This window comes from Solwaraspora sp. WMMB335, from assembly GCF_049179075.1.
GTDB lineage: Bacteria > Actinomycetota > Actinomycetes > Mycobacteriales > Micromonosporaceae > Micromonospora_E.
Map to the genome: position 1 here is coordinate 1232084 of NZ_JBMHMF010000001.1, position 15010 is coordinate 1247093.

At 69.0% G+C, this 15010-nt stretch carries 15 protein-coding genes; 3 read left to right on the forward strand and 12 right to left on the reverse strand.

Features of this window, described 5'->3' with window-relative positions:
- Nucleotides 1-6 precede the first annotated feature (6 nt).
- The 7 genes from ACN27F_RS04775 to ruvC all read right to left on the reverse strand — a co-directional run bounded on the left by ACN27F_RS04775 (nt 7) and on the right by ruvC (nt 6667).
- Nucleotides 7-570, reverse strand: coding sequence for an adenine phosphoribosyltransferase (locus ACN27F_RS04775; RefSeq protein WP_421431389.1), 564 nt, complete (start codon nt 568-570; stop codon nt 7-9).
- Between the two features lie 50 nt (nt 571-620).
- Entirely contained in the window at nt 621-1847 is a 1227-nt protein-coding gene (gene secF, locus ACN27F_RS04780) for a protein translocase subunit SecF (protein ID WP_421431390.1), read from the reverse strand.
- Nucleotide 1848: 1 nt separating this feature from the next.
- A complete protein-coding gene (secD, locus tag ACN27F_RS04785; RefSeq protein ID WP_421439971.1) occupies nt 1849-3771 on the reverse strand; it encodes a protein translocase subunit SecD in 1923 nt (640 codons plus the stop codon).
- Between the two features lie 185 nt (nt 3772-3956).
- Complete coding sequence (yajC, locus tag ACN27F_RS04790) at nt 3957-4307, reverse strand: preprotein translocase subunit YajC (RefSeq protein WP_421431391.1); 351 nt, start codon at nt 4305-4307, stop codon at nt 3957-3959.
- A gap of 145 nt (nt 4308-4452) precedes the next feature.
- The gene (ruvB, locus tag ACN27F_RS04795) at nt 4453-5544 is read right to left on the reverse strand and encodes a Holliday junction branch migration DNA helicase RuvB (RefSeq protein ID WP_421431392.1); all 1092 of its coding nucleotides are present in this window, start codon (nt 5542-5544) and stop codon (nt 4453-4455) included.
- The gene (gene ruvA, locus ACN27F_RS04800; RefSeq protein WP_421431393.1) at nt 5541-6143 is read right to left on the reverse strand and encodes a Holliday junction branch migration protein RuvA; all 603 of its coding nucleotides are present in this window, start codon (nt 6141-6143) and stop codon (nt 5541-5543) included. The genes ruvB and ruvA overlap by 4 nt, the downstream gene beginning before the upstream one ends.
- On the reverse strand, nt 6140-6667 hold the full coding sequence (ruvC, locus tag ACN27F_RS04805; RefSeq protein ID WP_421431394.1) for a crossover junction endodeoxyribonuclease RuvC: 528 nt from the start codon (nt 6665-6667) through the stop codon (nt 6140-6142). Before ruvC ends, ruvA begins: the two co-directional genes overlap by 4 nt.
- Nucleotides 6668-7004: 337 nt before the next feature.
- On the opposite strand from ruvC, the gene fxsT reads away from it, so the two are divergent.
- The 3 genes from fxsT to ACN27F_RS04820 all read left to right on the forward strand — a co-directional run bounded on the left by fxsT (nt 7005) and on the right by ACN27F_RS04820 (nt 10998).
- Nucleotides 7005-9041 carry an FxSxx-COOH system tetratricopeptide repeat protein gene (gene fxsT / locus ACN27F_RS04810; RefSeq protein WP_421431395.1) on the forward strand — a complete coding sequence of 679 codons (2037 nt, stop codon included), beginning with the start codon at nt 7005-7007 and terminating at the stop codon, nt 9039-9041.
- Nucleotides 9042-9227: 186 nt separating this feature from the next.
- A complete protein-coding gene (locus tag ACN27F_RS04815) occupies nt 9228-10262 on the forward strand; it encodes a metal ABC transporter substrate-binding protein (protein WP_421431396.1) in 1035 nt (344 codons plus the stop codon).
- A 13-nt stretch (nt 10263-10275) separates the two neighbouring features.
- Nucleotides 10276-10998, forward strand: a complete 723-nt coding sequence (locus tag ACN27F_RS04820) for a pentapeptide repeat-containing protein (RefSeq protein ID WP_421431397.1) — start codon at nt 10276-10278, stop codon at nt 10996-10998.
- 17 nt (nt 10999-11015) lie between these two features.
- On the opposite strand, the gene ACN27F_RS04825 is transcribed toward ACN27F_RS04820, so the two are convergent.
- The 5 genes from ACN27F_RS04825 to ACN27F_RS04845 form a co-directional block, all read right to left on the reverse strand.
- Complete coding sequence (locus tag ACN27F_RS04825; RefSeq protein WP_421431398.1) at nt 11016-11588, reverse strand: DUF4352 domain-containing protein; 573 nt, start codon at nt 11586-11588, stop codon at nt 11016-11018.
- Nucleotides 11589-12016: 428 nt separating this feature from the next.
- Nucleotides 12017-13237: a hypothetical protein gene (locus ACN27F_RS04830; protein WP_421431399.1), complete on the reverse strand. Its 1221-nt coding sequence runs from the start codon at nt 13235-13237 to the stop codon at nt 12017-12019.
- A 338-nt stretch (nt 13238-13575) separates the two neighbouring features.
- Nucleotides 13576-13974: a PIN domain-containing protein gene (locus ACN27F_RS04835; RefSeq protein ID WP_421431400.1), complete on the reverse strand. Its 399-nt coding sequence runs from the start codon at nt 13972-13974 to the stop codon at nt 13576-13578.
- Nucleotides 13971-14192 carry a type II toxin-antitoxin system VapB family antitoxin gene (locus tag ACN27F_RS04840; protein WP_421431401.1) on the reverse strand — a complete coding sequence of 74 codons (222 nt, stop codon included), beginning with the start codon at nt 14190-14192 and terminating at the stop codon, nt 13971-13973. Before ACN27F_RS04840 ends, ACN27F_RS04835 begins: the two co-directional genes overlap by 4 nt.
- Nucleotides 14193-14248: 56 nt before the next feature.
- On the reverse strand, nt 14249-14998 hold the full coding sequence (locus ACN27F_RS04845) for a YebC/PmpR family DNA-binding transcriptional regulator (RefSeq protein ID WP_421431402.1): 750 nt from the start codon (nt 14996-14998) through the stop codon (nt 14249-14251).
- Between the last annotated feature and the right edge of the window lie 12 nt (nt 14999-15010).

Genomic DNA, 15010 nt, shown 5'->3' on the forward strand with positions numbered 1-15010 from the left:
CCAGCATCACACCCGCCACAGGGCGTGCACCGGTCGCGGTGACAGCCGTTGCCGGCCGGCGAGAAAGCTGAGTTCGAGCAGTACGGTGAACCCGACAACGCTGCCCTGTGCCCGGTCGACGAGATCGAGGGTGGCCGCGGCGGTACCGCCGGTGGCGAGCACGTCGTCGACCACCAGGACCCGCTGACCGGCGGTGAAGGCATCCTGGTGCACCTCCAGCACCGCCTCGCCGTACTCCAGCGCGTAGGAGGCGGAGTACGAGGCCCGCGGCAGCTTGCCGGCCTTGCGGATCGGTATCACCCCGGTGCCGGTGGCGTAGGCGATCGCCGCCGCCAGCACGAACCCGCGGGCCTCGATTCCCGCCACCACGTCGAACGACTCCGCGCCGTAGTGCTCGATGATGCCGTCGATGACCTCACGGAAGGCCGGCCCGTCGGCGAACAGCGGCATCAGGTCCTTGAACACGATGCCCGGTTTGGGAAAATCCGGTACGTCGAGCACCCGGCTGGCCACCAGCGCCGCCGCCGCCGGGCCGCTGTCCCCGACGACTGATGCCTCGCTCCTCGTCACCTACGTGCCTCCGTGGCTGGGAAGGAAACCACCCGGTCAAACTGCGGCGCTCAGCGGCGCTTGGCGCCGCTGGGACGCTTGCGGCTGCTGCCCCCGCCGGGGCGTCCGCCTCGGCCACCGCCCTGACGCTTGCCGCTGGGCCGGGCACCGACCTTGGGTGCGCTGCCAGCCAGCGCGGCGTCCGGCTCCGGAGCGTCGGCATCGGTCCGCGCCGCCGCGTCCGGGTCGCCAGCGCCCGCGGCGACGGCGGTACGGCTGGCCGAGCGCTTGGCCGGGGTCTTCTCCGCCCGCTCCGCCAGCGAGGCTCGCTTGGCCTGCACCCGCTGAGTGTGCAGCCGGTATTTCGGCTCCTGCTCCTTGAGCACGGTCAGCAGCGGCGCCGAGACGAAGATCGAGGTGAAGAAGGCCGCGCCCATACCGACGAAGAGCACCAGACCGAGGTCCTTGAGGGTACCGGCACCGAGCAGGCCGGCACCGATGAACAGCAGCCCGCCGACCGGCAGCAGCGCGACGATCGAGGTGTTGATCGAGCGCATCAGGGTCTGGTTGATGGCCAGGTTGGCTGCCTCGCCGTAGGTCTGCACGCTGCTGCCGGTGATCGCCCGGGTGTTCTCCTGGATCTTGTCGAAGACCACCACGACGTCGTACAGGGCGAAACCGAGAATGGTCAGGAAGCCGACGATGGTCGACGGGGTCACCTCGAACCCGGAGACCGAGTAGATGCCTGCGGTGACGACCAGGTTGAGCACCAGACCGACGACCGCGGCGATCGCCATCCGGTATTCGAAGCGCACCACCAGGTAGATCGTCACCAGTACCACGAAGACCGCCAGGCCGAGCAGCGCCCGCTGGGTGACCTGCCCGCCCCAGGCCGCGCTGACCCGGCTGTCACTGATCTGGTCCTCGGCGATGCCGAAGCGTTCGGCCAGTGCGGTCTTGACCGCCGAGGCCTGCTCCGAGGACAGCTCGCTGGTGCGGAACAGGTAGGTGTTGCCGCCGACCTCCTGGCTGGAGACCAGCCGGACCGGCTCGTCGGTGTCGACCCCGGCGAACTCGTCGGTCAACGCCTCCTCGGCCTGCTGCAGGGTACCGACGCTGGACGGCACCTGGAACTCGTTGCCGCCGCGGAACTCGATGCCGAGGTTGAACCCGCTGAGCACGATGCTCAGCACCGCGCCGACGACCACCGCCGCGGCGACCCCGAACCAGATGTTGCGGCGGGCAATGACCGGGAGTCCGGCCTCGCCGCGGTACAAGCGGCCGGCGAAACTGCTCATGTCACGCCTCCTTCACGCGCGGGGTACGGACCGGGGTGCTCTCCTCGTCGGCGGATCTCGCCGCCCGGCCGAGGCCGCTGACCCGGGGCGACAGGAACGCCCGGGTGCGGGCCAGCATCGACATGATCGGATGCCGGAAGAGGAAGACCACGACCAGGTCGAGGACGGTGGCCAGGCCGAGCGCGAAGGCGAAGCCCTTGACCGTGCCGACCGAGACGATGTACAGGACCACCGCTGCCATCAGGGTGATCGCGTTGGCGGAAATGATCGTCCGCCGGGCACGGATCCAGGCCCGGGAGACCGCGCTGCGCGGACTCCGGCCTTCGCGGATCTCGTCTTTCAACCGTTCGAAGTAGATGACGAACGAGTCTGCGGCCACGCCGAGCGAGACGATGAACCCGGCGATGCCGGCGAGGGTCAGGGTGAAGCCGATCTGCCGGCCCAGCACCACCAGCGCGCCGAAGACCAGCAGGCCGGACAGGATCAGGCTGAAGAAGATCACCGTGCCGAGCAGTCGGTAGTAGAAGAACGCGTAGATCGCCACCAACAGCATGCCGATGCCGGCGGCCAGCAGCCCCGCCCGCAGCTGCTCGACACCCAGCGTGGCGGAGATGCTCTGCGCCTCCTGCTGCTCGAAGGTCAGTGGCAGGGCACCGTAGCGCAGGTTGCTGGCCAGCTCGTTGGCGGTTTCGTTGGTGAAGTCACCGGTGATCTGCGAGTCGCCGGTGAGCACGCCCTGGATCTCCGGCGAGGAGATGACCTCGTTGTCCAGCACGACCGCGACCCGGCACTTGCCGTCCTGGCCGAGCGCGCTGGCGTCGCACTCCTGGTCGGTGTTGTTGAACGCCTCGCGGGTCAGTTCGGTCCAGGCACGCTGCCCGGAGCCGGTGAACGACAGGCTGACCACCCACTGGCTGGTGGTCTGGTCGAGAACCCCGCTGGCGTCACTGACGTCGGTGCCGACCACCTTCGCCTCGTCGAGCAGGTACTTGATCAGCCCTTCGCAGGCGACGACCTGCTGGGACGCGTCACGGATCGAGCCGGGCTGGCGCAGTAGGAGCTTGTCGCAGGTCACGTACGGCACGTTGTACTGGACCTGCGGGGGCAGCACCCGGACCTGGGCCGGTGTCAGCTCGCCGAACGGGCGCAGCGTGTCGGCCAGCGCCGGGTCCGCGCTGAAGTCCGCCGGCGCCTGCAGCGCGGTGGCCGCTGCCCAGGCTTGCTCACCGACCGTGGCCTGTACGGCGGCCAGGTCGACCGGCCCGTCGGCCGGTGCCGGAGCCGGGGTGGCCGTCGCCGCCGGGCTGGCCTCGGCGCTCGGGCTGGGGTCGGGGCTGGGCTCGGCGGCCGGTTCGCTCGGGTCGGGCTGGGCCATGCCGCCCTCGCCGCCGGTGGCCGGGCTTTCCTCGGCCCCGGGTGAGGCGTCGGCCCCCGGGGACGCCTCGGCCTCCGGGGAGGTGCCGGGCGACGGTGACGCGTCGGCACCCTCACTCGGCGTCGGGGTCGGCTGCGGCTGCACCGGCTCGCCACCGTCGGTGGCCTTGAGCACCTTGCGGAAGCGCAACTCAGCCGCGTTGCCGATCTCGTTGAGGTCGCGATTCTGGCCCGGCAACGAAACGACGATGTTGCGGTCGCCTTCGGTGACCACCTCGGCCTCGGAGACGCCGAGGCTGTTGACCCGGTTCTCGATGATGCCGCGGGCCCGCTCCAGCGAGGCGGCCGGCGGCGGGCTGCCGTCCTCGGTGGTGGCCTCCAGGGTGACCCGGGTGCCGCCGATCAGGTCGAGGCCGAGCTTGGGCTCCAGGCGTTCCTGCCAACTGCCGCTCGCTCCGGCGAAGAACACCATGAGGTAGAGGACGGCGAAGATGAGCCCGAGTACGGCGAGTTGCCGACCGGGACGCATCTGTCCCTGAGGTGGTGCCACGGCGGTCCTGTCTCCCTGCGCGATCCGGCCGCTGGCGCCCGGTGCGGCGATGGGTGGTGCCACCGGTGCGAGCGGCTGTGGGGTGGTCGTCGTGCGTGCCGCAGCCGACCGGACGGATCAGCCATGACCGGCAGCACAACGATCAGTATCTTCGATGTAACGCGAGCCGGGTAACCCGGGGTCGTTCAATCCTTGGTCGGCACTTCGTCCGAGGTGGTGGATTCGGCCGCCGGGACGTCGTCGGCCGGGGTCTTCTGCACGACGCGGGCGATCGCCGGGCGGGCGTAGCGGGCGTGCACGCCGGGCGCCACCTCCAGCATGACGGTCTCGTCGTCGACGCTGGCGACGATGCCGTACAGCCCGCCGATGGTGACCACCTCGTCGCCGGGGCCGATCGACGACTGCATCTGCTCGGCCTCCCGGCGCCGCTTCTGCTGCGGCCGGATCATCATGAAATACATGACGCCGAACAGCAGACCGATCATCAGGATGGGCATGAAGCTGGCGCCGCCCGCGCCGTCTTGCGCCAAAAGCACAACAACAACCTTTCGTCAGCCACCCGCGGGGCCGGTTCGCGCTGCGGAGGCAGGATCCCACGTGCCGTACAGACCGCGGCGAGTCTAGTCGGTGTGACTGAGAACCTTACGGTCGGCACAGATCACGTTCAGATCACGAGACAATCTAAGCCTCATCCCCGAATAAATCCGGCAAACCGGACGGGCTGCTGCTGGGTCCACCGCGACCGGACGTCCCTACGCCGAGGGTGCCCGGCGGCGGCACCCGGCCGAAGTGCCGCCAGGTCGACTCGGTCGCCACCCGCCCACGCGGGGTCCGGGCGAGCAGACCGGCTCGGACCAGGAACGGCTCGCAGACCTCTTCCACCGTGTCCGGCTGCTCCCCGACCGCCACCGCGAGGGTGGACAATCCGACCGGACCGCCACCGAACGAGCCGATCAGCGCGGTGAGCACCGCACGGTCCAGCCGGTCCAGGCCGAGTTCGTCGACGTCGTACACGGCCAGCGCCGCCCGGGCGGTCTCCCGGTCGACCACCCCGGCGGCCCGTACCTCGGCGTAGTCGCGCACCCGGCGCAGTAGCCGGTTGGCGATGCGTGGGGTGCCCCGGGACCGGCCGGCGATCTCCGCCGCACCGTCTGGGGTGATCGGCACCGCGAGGATGCCGGCCGACCGGGTCAACAGCAGCTCCAGCTCGTTCGATTCGTAGAAGTCCAGGTGCGCGACGAAGCCGAACCGGTCGCGCATCGGACCGGTCAGTAGACCGGCCCGGGTGGTCGCGCCGACCAGGGTGAACGGCTCCACGTCGAGCGGGATGGCGGTGGCACCGGGCCCCTTGCCGACCACCACGTCGACCCGGAAGTCCTCCATCGCGCTGTAGAGCAGTTCCTCGGCCGGCCGCGCGATCCGGTGAATCTCGTCGATGAACAGCACGTCGCCCTCGGTCAGGCTGGTCAGGATCGCGGCCAGATCCCCGGAGCGCTCGATGGCCGGTCCGCTGGTCACCCGGATACCCGAGCCCAGTTCGGCCGCGACGATGTTGGCCAGCGTCGTCTTGCCCAACCCCGGCGGACCGCTGAGCAGGATGTGATCCGGCGGCGCGCCCCGGCCCATCGCGCCCTTGAGCAGCAGGTCGAGCTGGTCGCGGACCCGGTGCTGGGCGATGAACTCGGCCAGCCGGCGCGGGCGCACACTGGCCTCGGCGTCGCGCTCGGCATCGCTGGCGTACGCCGACACCAGGCCCTCGACGTCACCGTTCACCGGCTCTTGCCCAACAGCCGGATCGCCTGCTTGAGCAGCACCGGGACCGGCGGCGGCGGGTCGTCGAGGCTGTCCGCCACCGCGGCCACCGCCTGATCGGCCTGCCCGGCGGTCCAGCCGAGCCCGACCAGCGCCTGGCGTACCTGCTCGGGCCAGGCCCCGCCGGTCACCCCCGCCGCGCCGTCGGCGCCCACCGGCACCGGCCCGATCCGATCGCGCAGTTCGAGGACGAGGCGTTCGGCGCCCTTCTTGCCGATGCCCGGCACCCGGGTCAACGCCGCCGTGTCGGCGCCGCCGATCGCCTTGCGGACCGCGTCCGGGGTGAGCACCGACAGCACGGCCTGCGCCAGCCGGGGCCCGACCCCGCTGGCCGTCTGCAGCAGCTCGAACAGTTGCTTCTCGTCGTCGTCGGCGAAGCCGTAGAGGGTGAGCGAATCCTCGCGTACCACCAGGCTGGTGGCCAGCCGCGCCGGGTTGCCCGGCCGCAGGTTGGCCAGCGTGCCCGGGGCGCAGTACACGGCCAAACCGACGCCGCCGACCTCGATCACCGCGCTGTCCGGCGCCACCGCCACCACCGTGCCCCGCAGGCTCGCGATCATCGGTTCCCTCCGCTCCGGGCCGCCCGCGCCGCCGCGGCCAGCCGGTCATGCGTACCACCTCGCCAGATGTGACAGATGGCCAGGGCGAGCGCGTCTGCGGCGTCCGCCGGGCGGGGCGGTCGATCCAGCCGCAACAGCCGGGTCACCATCGCGGTCACTTGCGCCTTGTCCGCCTGGCCGGAACCGGTCACCGCCGCCTTGACCTCGCTCGGGGTGTAGGTCTGGACCGGCAGTCCGGCACGTGCGCCGGCCAGCACGGCGACCGCGCTCGCCTGCGCGGTGCCCATCACGGTACGGACGTTGTGCTGGCTGAACACCCGCTCGACGGCGACACTGTGTGGCTGGTGCTCGGCGACCAGGGCGGTCAACCGCTGGTCGAGCCGCAGCAGCCGGGCCGGCAGGTCGTCACCCGGATCGGTCTGCACCACGTGGTACGCGACCAGCCGGCACGGTCGGCCCGGCACGCCTTCCACCACGCCGACCCCGCACCTGGTCAGGCCGGGGTCGACCCCGAGCACCCGCACGCGACTCCTCCCCAGCCGACACACCCACCACACGTACGTGTGTTCGACACCCTAGCCAACCGGGCGCGGGCCCGGACAGCCGACACGCGTACCGGGGTGATCACCAACCGGCCGGGCAGCTGCAACCGCCGTGCCGATGGGCTGGGATTCCCATCTGCTGTGAGCCGTTCGAGCCAGTACTCTTCGTATCCAGAACGTTGCTCAGGTGCTCGATGCCGAGGTGATGGAGATGCCCGGGACCGATCGGCCGATCCCGCCCGGTCTCGGCAGTCCGAGTGGCGACATTAACAATGATATATCGGGTATCGTCCTAGGCCCGGTCGTCCAGGCAGGCGTCGTGCAGGGGGACGTCAATCTACGCTCACCGCTGCTGCCGGCGGCGGCCGTGGCCTCGCTCGCGCCAGCGGCGAATCTGCCTCGCCGGCCGGCAACTCGGTTCTGGGGACGGCAGTCGGCCCTGGCCGCAGTCGTGCGCCGACTCGACGAGCCCGAGCCGCGTCTGATCGGCTCCGCCGTGGTGGGCATGGCCGGCGTCGGCAAGACCGAACTCGTCCTGCAGGCGATCGACGCGCGGCGGGCCCGGTTTCCGCTCGTGTGGTGGGTCACCGGCGCGGACGCGGAGGCGGTCCAGTTCGGACTGGCCAGCCTCGCGCATCATCTCCATCCCGACACCCGGCAATGGCGGTCGGCCGCAGACGGCGCCGAGTGGGCCATGGACTGGCTTCAGTCACACGACGGGTGGCTGCTGGTGCTCGACAACGTCGAGGCCCGGTCCGATGTGGCGGCGGTGCTCGCGCGGATCGGACGGGGACCGGTGCTGCTGACCAGTCGCTGGAACCTCGACTGGTCCCGGTGCGGACTGGCGGTGAGCCCGCTCGGCGTGCTGGCCAGGGCCGACAGCGTCCGGTTCCTCCTCGATGGCACCGGCTCCACCACGGACACCGAGGGCGCCGAGCGTCTGGCCGCCGACCTGGGCGATCTGCCGATAGCGCTGCAGCAGGCGTCGGCCTACGTCAGGGAGCAGGACATGTCGTTCGACGACTACCGCGACCTGCTGGCGGCCGAGCCAGACGTGCTGTTGGATTCGCCCGCCTGGGCAGATGTGCATCGCGACAACACATCCCGGACTCTTCGGCTCAGTATCGCCAAGGTGGCCGAGACCCGCCCGAGCGCCGAGAGGTTACTCCGGGTCACCTGCTGCTTCGCCCCCGATCGGGTGCCGAGGCGGTTACTCACCGCCCGGCACCCCGAGCCGGCTGACCACCGTTCGGACGTCGCGCTGCTTCACTCGTACTCGCTGGTCAACCCCCACGACCGGAGGCTGAGCGTCCATCGGCTGCTGCGGCAACTCGTCCGCGACAGCATGGCCGTCGGCGCCGAGGAGGTGTCCTGGGCGGCGGTGCTGTTGGGCCGGGCGCGACCGGATGATCCCTTCAACGGCGTACCTGATTGGCCGCTGTGGGTGGAACTGATTCCGCATGCCGAGGCACTGGCAGCGATCGTGGCCTCCGTCGGGACCCGTCGCTCGGTCATCGACCTGGCCGACTCGGTGCACGAGATCGGTACGTTCATGCTCGCCCAGGGCTGGAACGGTCAGTCAGTGCGTTTTCTGGACCGCGCTGCCCGTGACCGGGCGGAGCGGCTCGGCCCCGACGACGCCGCGACACTCGACTCCTGGCACCGGCTCGGTGAATCGCTGCGCGGGCTCGGCCAGTTGACACAGGCCCTCGACCTGCATGAAGCCACCCTCGCGGCGCGGCTGCGACGCTTCGGAGCGGCCGACCGGCGGACGTTGCAGACGCGGGAGACGCTGGCCATCACGTACAAGGCTCTGGGCCGCACGAACGAGGCGATTCAGCAGCATGAAGCCGTCCTGCGGGACCGGATCGCCGCCCTGGGCGAGACCGATCTGGACGTACTCTGGTCGATGCACAACCTCGCCCTCGCGTACAAGCAGATCGGGCGGCTCGACGAGGCGCTAGCACTGCTGCAACGGGTGTACGCAGAACGGACCCGGGTGCTGGGGCCGGATCATCCGGACACGTTGCGCTGCCCGCACAACATCGCGAACATCCACCACGACGCCGGTCGCCATGCCGAGGCTATCGCCGTTCAGCAACGGAACGTCAGCGACCGGGTCCGGGTTCTCGGCGCAGAGCATCGTGACACCCTCCGGTCCCAGTCGAACCTCGCGGACACCTACCTCGCCGCAGGGCGAGTGGCGGATGCGCTGGCCCTTCACCGGCACACGCTCGACCAGCGGGAGAAGGCACTGGGCACCGACAACGCCGACACCCGCTGGTCACGCGAAAGGGTGAGGATCGCGCTCGGCAGAGCGGGGGGAAGTCACGACGCGTCAACTCCGCCTCCATAAGGTCACGGCGTAAGGCTCGATTCGGCGGCGCATCACTCGCTGATATATGGCGGCATGTGCAGGAGTGCATGTAAGGAAAAGCAAGATCCAGGACGTTGCCCGATCGAAGCGGCCGGGCCGACCATTCGGCGGAACGATTCGCACTCCGGACAACCGTACGGTAGTTGTGTGCGGTGCCCACAGAGGATGAAAGCTGAGACGAAACGCCAGCGGCTGACGGCGGTGCTGGTGCTACTGAGTACGTTGGTCGGCATCGGCGCCTGCGTCCCGGGCCAAGAGCCGCCACCGCCGCCGTCTCAGCGGCTCGACGTCGTCGTGAACATCTTCCCGCTCCGGTGGCTGGCCGACCGGATCGGCGGTGACCTGGTCACCGTGCGCACCATCGAGGCGGAGCCGCACGAGGAGGGACACGGGGCCGCCGACGATCCCCTGTCCGAACCGGACAGGGAGCTGATCCGTCGGGCCGACGCGAACCTCTTCGCCGGCAACATGTCCGCTGACCTGCGCGCCACGCTGGAGCAGTGGCGGCGCGCCGACCCGAACGCCCGCCTCTACGACATATCCGAACTCAACCGGCTCGATCTGAGGCCAGGTCCGGCCGAGCTGGCGGACGACCTCGTCGCGGACCGCCTCGACCCGCACTTCTGGATGGACCCGCAACGGATGGTGGTCGCCGCGGACTGGGTCACCACCCAGTTGTTCTCCGCAGTCACGTTGGATGAGGCGCTCAAGACCAACCCGGACAAGTACAAGACTGAGCTGGAGAAAAGACACGGTGACGTGGTCATCGAACTCCAGGAGTTGGACCATGACCTCAACGCCGCATTGCCAGAGGAATGCCGCGGTCGGTGGATCGTTCCGGAGCACCCGGCGTTCATGTACCTGGCAATGCGCTATGGGCTGCAGCAGTTCGCGGTGTCCGGCTTGTGGAGTGAAGACCTACCCGTACAGGTACGCCGGCAACGGGAGAAGGACCTCGCCAAACTCTTTCAGGCGGACCCCAGGCCGGCGTTTTTCTACACTATCGACAAAGACCTCAGCGATGAGGACCGCAACCAGCTGTCGAGGCTCGCCAGCGAGTACGGCATGACTCCCGGTGTCCTGGACTCGTTGGAGGAGGAACCGGCTATCACCGGCCCGGACGGCAAGACGATCACCGGCTATCCTGACGCCATGCGGGCGAACGCGCGCAACATCGCGCGCGAGTTCCGGTGCGACTAGGCAGGGGTGAGCAGTGTCCGCCATCATCGCGTCAGTCGCCGGAGTCGTCGCGGTTGCGCTCCTTCTCGTCGCTGTCGTTCCTTGGTACACCCGCCGCCGGCTGCACGGCGCGGACGACAAGGCGTACGAGCAGTTCACCGCGACCACCGAGTTGCGACGCGTCGTGGTGGAAACCATGGTCGCCGTGCTACTGCTGATCGGTGCCGTTACCGCGATCAGCGAGTACCGCGCTACCAAGAGCCGGCAGGACAGCGAGCGGTTCGCACAGGTCATCGAGCTGCTGGGCTCGTCCGACGTACCGACTCAGATCGGCGCGGTCTACGGCATGGAGGGCGTCGCCAGGTCCGATGCCGCCTACTACCCCATCGTGGACGACACGCTCAGCGCGATGATCCGGACCCGCGTTCCCTACGGTGAGTCCGCACCGGGCACGGCACCGACCGGCGATCCAGCGGACACCCCCGTCGACCCGGTGGTGCAGGCCGCCATCCGCGTCCTCGGCCGGGTACCGCACCGCAGCGATCGCCGCCTGGACCTGAGCCGGTCCAACCTGCGCGGGGTTGACCTGCTGGGAGGCGACTTCCGTAACGCTTCCTTCGACGATTCCAATCTGTACGAGGTGACAGCCTCCGGAGCGGACCTACGCGGGGCAAGCTTCCACGGCGCGGTCAGTGGCCGAGAGCTCTGCGTGGCCCGCCTTGGCGACAATCCAGGGCTGCCCACCGGCGGCTGCTGAGCCAGCCGGCCGGTAGATCAGTTCAGCTGCACGTCGATGACCGCGTTCTGGCTCAGGTCGACCGCGTACTCCAGTCGCAGACCGGTGGTGCCGGCCGGGACCTCGAACGGGACGTACCCCTCGACCGAATCGCCGGGGGCGAGAGTGACGGCGTCCGGAGCCTCCCCGACCTCGGCGTCGTAGAAGGACGGCGCGTACGTCTCGTCCGTCTCGTCGAGGAGGAAGAACTGAACGACGTTCGACTCCCACGGGTCGGCGTCGATATTTTCCACCTTCACCTGGATGTACAGCACGTCGTTACCCTCCTCGACCTCCCACAACGGGGAGCCGGCGGCGGAGGTGCCGAACGATTCGACGGTGAGCCGGCGGCCGTTGAGTTCCTCGGTGAACGGGAGTGGATCCGCCGCGGTGCTGGTGTCACCGCCGGCATCGGCGCCGTCGGCCGGTTCGTCGGCCTGCGACGGCGCCGCTGTTTCCTCGACGCTCGACGACGGCGTCCCCTCCGTCGACGAACAGCCTGCGGCGATGAGCCCGAGTACGCCGAGCACGGCGATCTGGGCAACTGCGGCAGCGAGTTTCCTGTTGGCCATCGTGTCCTCGTTTCCGGCTCTGTTTGCGACTGGGTCTGCGCACCCGAACCACGACAGCGGAGAAGCCGGCGGCTCAGGTGATCTTCGGCGCTCCCGTGAGGCTAGAGGTGGTTGTCAAACCTGGGCGTCACGTCCTCGCGATGTGGGCGGCGACCCTCGCGGCCTGACCGGGGCGTCGAGGGATGGACGGGGGACCTGCTGGCGGCCCTCCCTGGCAGCACCACCAGGTCCCCCTAGTCTGACCCAAGGTCTACTGTGGGTCGGGGTCCGGGCCGTCTGGTTGGCGTCGTGCAACGTCCGGGACAGTTCCGGCGACCGGGGCACCGGGGATTTCTCAGAACTGGGCGGAACGGGCGGGGCGGCTTCCGCGACGTCGAGGTCGGCCCCGTGGCAGCAGGTGCCACGGGGCCGACCGGACCGATGGGCGGTCAGCGGGCGGTGCCCCGGTAGCGCAGTTCGATGGGCGTGCTCGGGTACTCGACCCTGCCGGCGAAGTCGCGGTTCGCCCCGAAGGTGATGTTGGCGTCACCCTGCGGGCCGGTCCAGGTCACGGTCGTGTCGGCCGGGATGGTCTGGTCGTCGACGATGACACGGCGGTTGCTGATCATTGCGGTCAGGTCGGTGTCCGCGGTCCATGGGAGTGGGGACAGCCGGGACTCGGTCGCGAAGATCGCCGCGTCGTCGCAGATCATCGGGGTGGACGAGGCGAGCGTGCCGCGATAGCCGACGCCACCTTCGCCCGGGAACCGAGCACTACCGGTGAACGTACCGTCCGCACCGAAGGTGATGTCGGCATTGCCGTTCGGGCCAGTCCAGGTCAACTGCGTGCCTGCGGGGACCTTCTCGCCGTCGATGATGGTCTTCCGGTTGTCCAGCAGCAGGTGCAGATCGGCGTCCTTGTGCCACGGAGCTGAGCTGCTGCCCCAGCGGATCTCGGTGTCGAACACCGCCACGTCACAGACCGCCTTGAGTGCGCCACGGTAGCCGACGCCACCTTCGCCCGGGAACCGAGCACTACCGGTGAACGTACCGTCCTCACCGAAGGTGATGTCGGCATTGCCGTTCGGGCCGCTCCAGGTCAGCTGCGTACCCATGGAGGCCGACTCGGCGTCCACGATGGTCTGCCGGTTCTTCACCATGATCGTCGTCTCGGCGTCGCCGTGCCACGGGTCGGAACTGCCGCCCCAACGGATCTCGGCCGCGTAGGTCGCCGCCTCGTCGCAGGCCACCGGGGTGGACGAGGCGAGCGTGCCGCGATAGCCGACGCCACCTTCGCCCGGGAACCGAGCACTACCGGTGAACGTACCGTCCGCACCGAAGGTGATGTCGGCATTGCCGTTCGGGCCAGTCCAGGTCAACTGCGTGCCTGCGGGGACCTTCTCGCCGTCGATGATGGTCTTCCGGTTGTCTAGCAGCAGGTGCAGATCGGCGTCCTTGTGCCACGGTGCTGAGCTGCTGCCCCAGCGGATCTCGGTGTCGAACACCGCCGCCATTCCGCAGCCGGGCAGCGGTGCGGCATGCGCGGTGCCGGCGCCGAGGCCGGCGCCGAGCAGGCAGCCGGCGAACGACGCGGCGAGCAGCGCACTGGCACTACGGCTCCGGCGGTGGCCGACACCTGCGGCCGAACGTTCGGTGGCAGTCTCGTTCATGATTCTGTTCCCCTCGAAGATAGGCGGACTCTTCCATCCTGGTGCGGTTTCGCCGACGGGCTTGGAAATCATCCCGGCCGCGTCGCCCCGCTGACTGCGAGGCAGGAATTCGAGTCCGTCGTGGAATTGCATTCAGCATGGGCGCCTATTTGCCTCGACACTTCACGGAAACCTGAGGGACTTCTGAGGGAACTCTGATCAATAGATCAATGACATTCGCGAAACTTTCTTGGGAGAAATTCGCTGTCGATTAGACGACTCTGCCAATGTCGAACTTGCGACCCAGGTGTCGGGCAGTTGACACTCGGGGTCGCTCTCCGGCAGAACAACAGCGACCGTCAGGCGATCCGTTCCTGAGCCAGTTGCGGCACGAAGCGGGCGACGGTCTCGAAGTCGGCGTCCTGGTGGAGCACCGTCAACTTCAGACGGATCGCGGTGGCGATCACGAGATGGTCGGCCACCGACACCCCTCGGTGGGCGCTGTGGCCGGCGAGTTCGGTCCGCACCGCCCGAACGACCTGCCAGGCGTCGTCCGGTACCGGAACCCAAGGGTACAGGTCACGCAGCCCGCGTTCGACCTGCTCGTACGCCTTGGCATCCGCGATGGTGAGCACTTCCACGAGCACGGGATCGCAGACCGCGATCAGGCCACGCACTGCCAGGTCGGACCAGTGCGGATCGACCTGGCGGCGCAGCATCCGAACCAGGGCACTCGTGTCGACCAGGCACGACGTCACCTGTCGAGTTCGTCGAGCTGGTCGAAGTGGAGACCGCCGGAATCAGCGATTTCCTGGAGGTCAGCCAGTGCCCGCTGCCGGCGCTCGCGGCTGGACTCCACCGCCTGCCGGAGTGCCTCCGTCACCGTTTCCCGCTTCGTGCTTGTGCCCAGCGCGGCGGTGGCTTCCGCCAGCAGGTCCTCATCAAGATCCAGCAAAGTCTTGGCCACGAGATACACCTCCCAGCTGAAAATATATCGCGGTGAAGCGTATATCCCGAGGATGACGGAGACGGTCAGCCGACGGCGGCCATGATCTCGTCGGAGACGTCGAAGTTCGCGAAGACGTTCTGCACGTCGTCGCAGTCTTCGAGCACGTCGATCAGCTTGAAGATGCGCCGGGCGCCGTCCTCGTCCAGCGGCACGTTCACGCTCGGGACCAGGGACGACTCAGCCGACTCGTAGTCGATGCCGGCGTCGACCAGCGCGGTGCGCACAGCGATCAGATCGCCGGGCTCGCTGACCACCTCGAACGCCTCGCCGAGGTCGTTGACCTCCTCGGCCCCGGCGTCGAGCACCGCCAGCAGGACGTCGTCCTCGCTGAGTTCGGCCTTGGGCACGATCACCACGCCCTTGCGGGAGAACAGGTAGGACACCGAGCCCGCGTCGGCCAGCGAGCCCCCGTTGCGGGTCAGCGCGGTGCGTACCTCGGTCGCCGCCCGGTTGCGGTTGTCGGTCAGGCACTCGACCAGCAGCGCGACGCCACCTGGCCCGTACCCCTCGTACATGATGGTCTGCCAGTCGGCACCGCCGGCCTCCAGGCCGGAGCCACGCTTGACCGCCCGGTCGATGTTGTCGTTCGGGACCGAGCTCTTCTTCGCTTTCTGGATGGCGTCGTACAAGGTGGGATTGCCGGCCGGGTCGCCACCGCCGGTGCGGGCCGCGACTTCGACGTTCTTGATCAGCTTGGCGAACATCTTGCCGCGTTTGGCGTCGATGACCGCCTTCTTGTGCTTGGTCGTCGCCCACTTGGAGTGGCCGGACATGTGCACCTCCGT

What these genes read in the sequence shown, in the direction of transcription:
- secF (WP_421431390.1), bottom strand. Translation starts at nt 1,847, where the DNA reads ATGAGCAGTTTCGCCGGCCGCTTGTACCGCGGCGAGGCCGGACTCCCG.
- ruvA (WP_421431393.1), bottom strand. Translation starts at nt 6,143, where the DNA reads ATGATCGCGAGCCTGCGGGGCACGGTGGTGGCGGTGGCGCCGGACAGC.
- ACN27F_RS04815 (WP_421431396.1), top strand. Translation starts at nt 9,228, where the DNA reads ATGAAAGCTGAGACGAAACGCCAGCGGCTGACGGCGGTGCTGGTGCTA.
- ACN27F_RS04825 (WP_421431398.1), bottom strand. Translation starts at nt 11,588, where the DNA reads ATGGCCAACAGGAAACTCGCTGCCGCAGTTGCCCAGATCGCCGTGCTC.
- ACN27F_RS04830 (WP_421431399.1), bottom strand. Translation starts at nt 13,237, where the DNA reads ATGAACGAGACTGCCACCGAACGTTCGGCCGCAGGTGTCGGCCACCGC.
- ACN27F_RS04845 (WP_421431402.1), bottom strand. Translation starts at nt 14,998, where the DNA reads ATGTCCGGCCACTCCAAGTGGGCGACGACCAAGCACAAGAAGGCGGTC.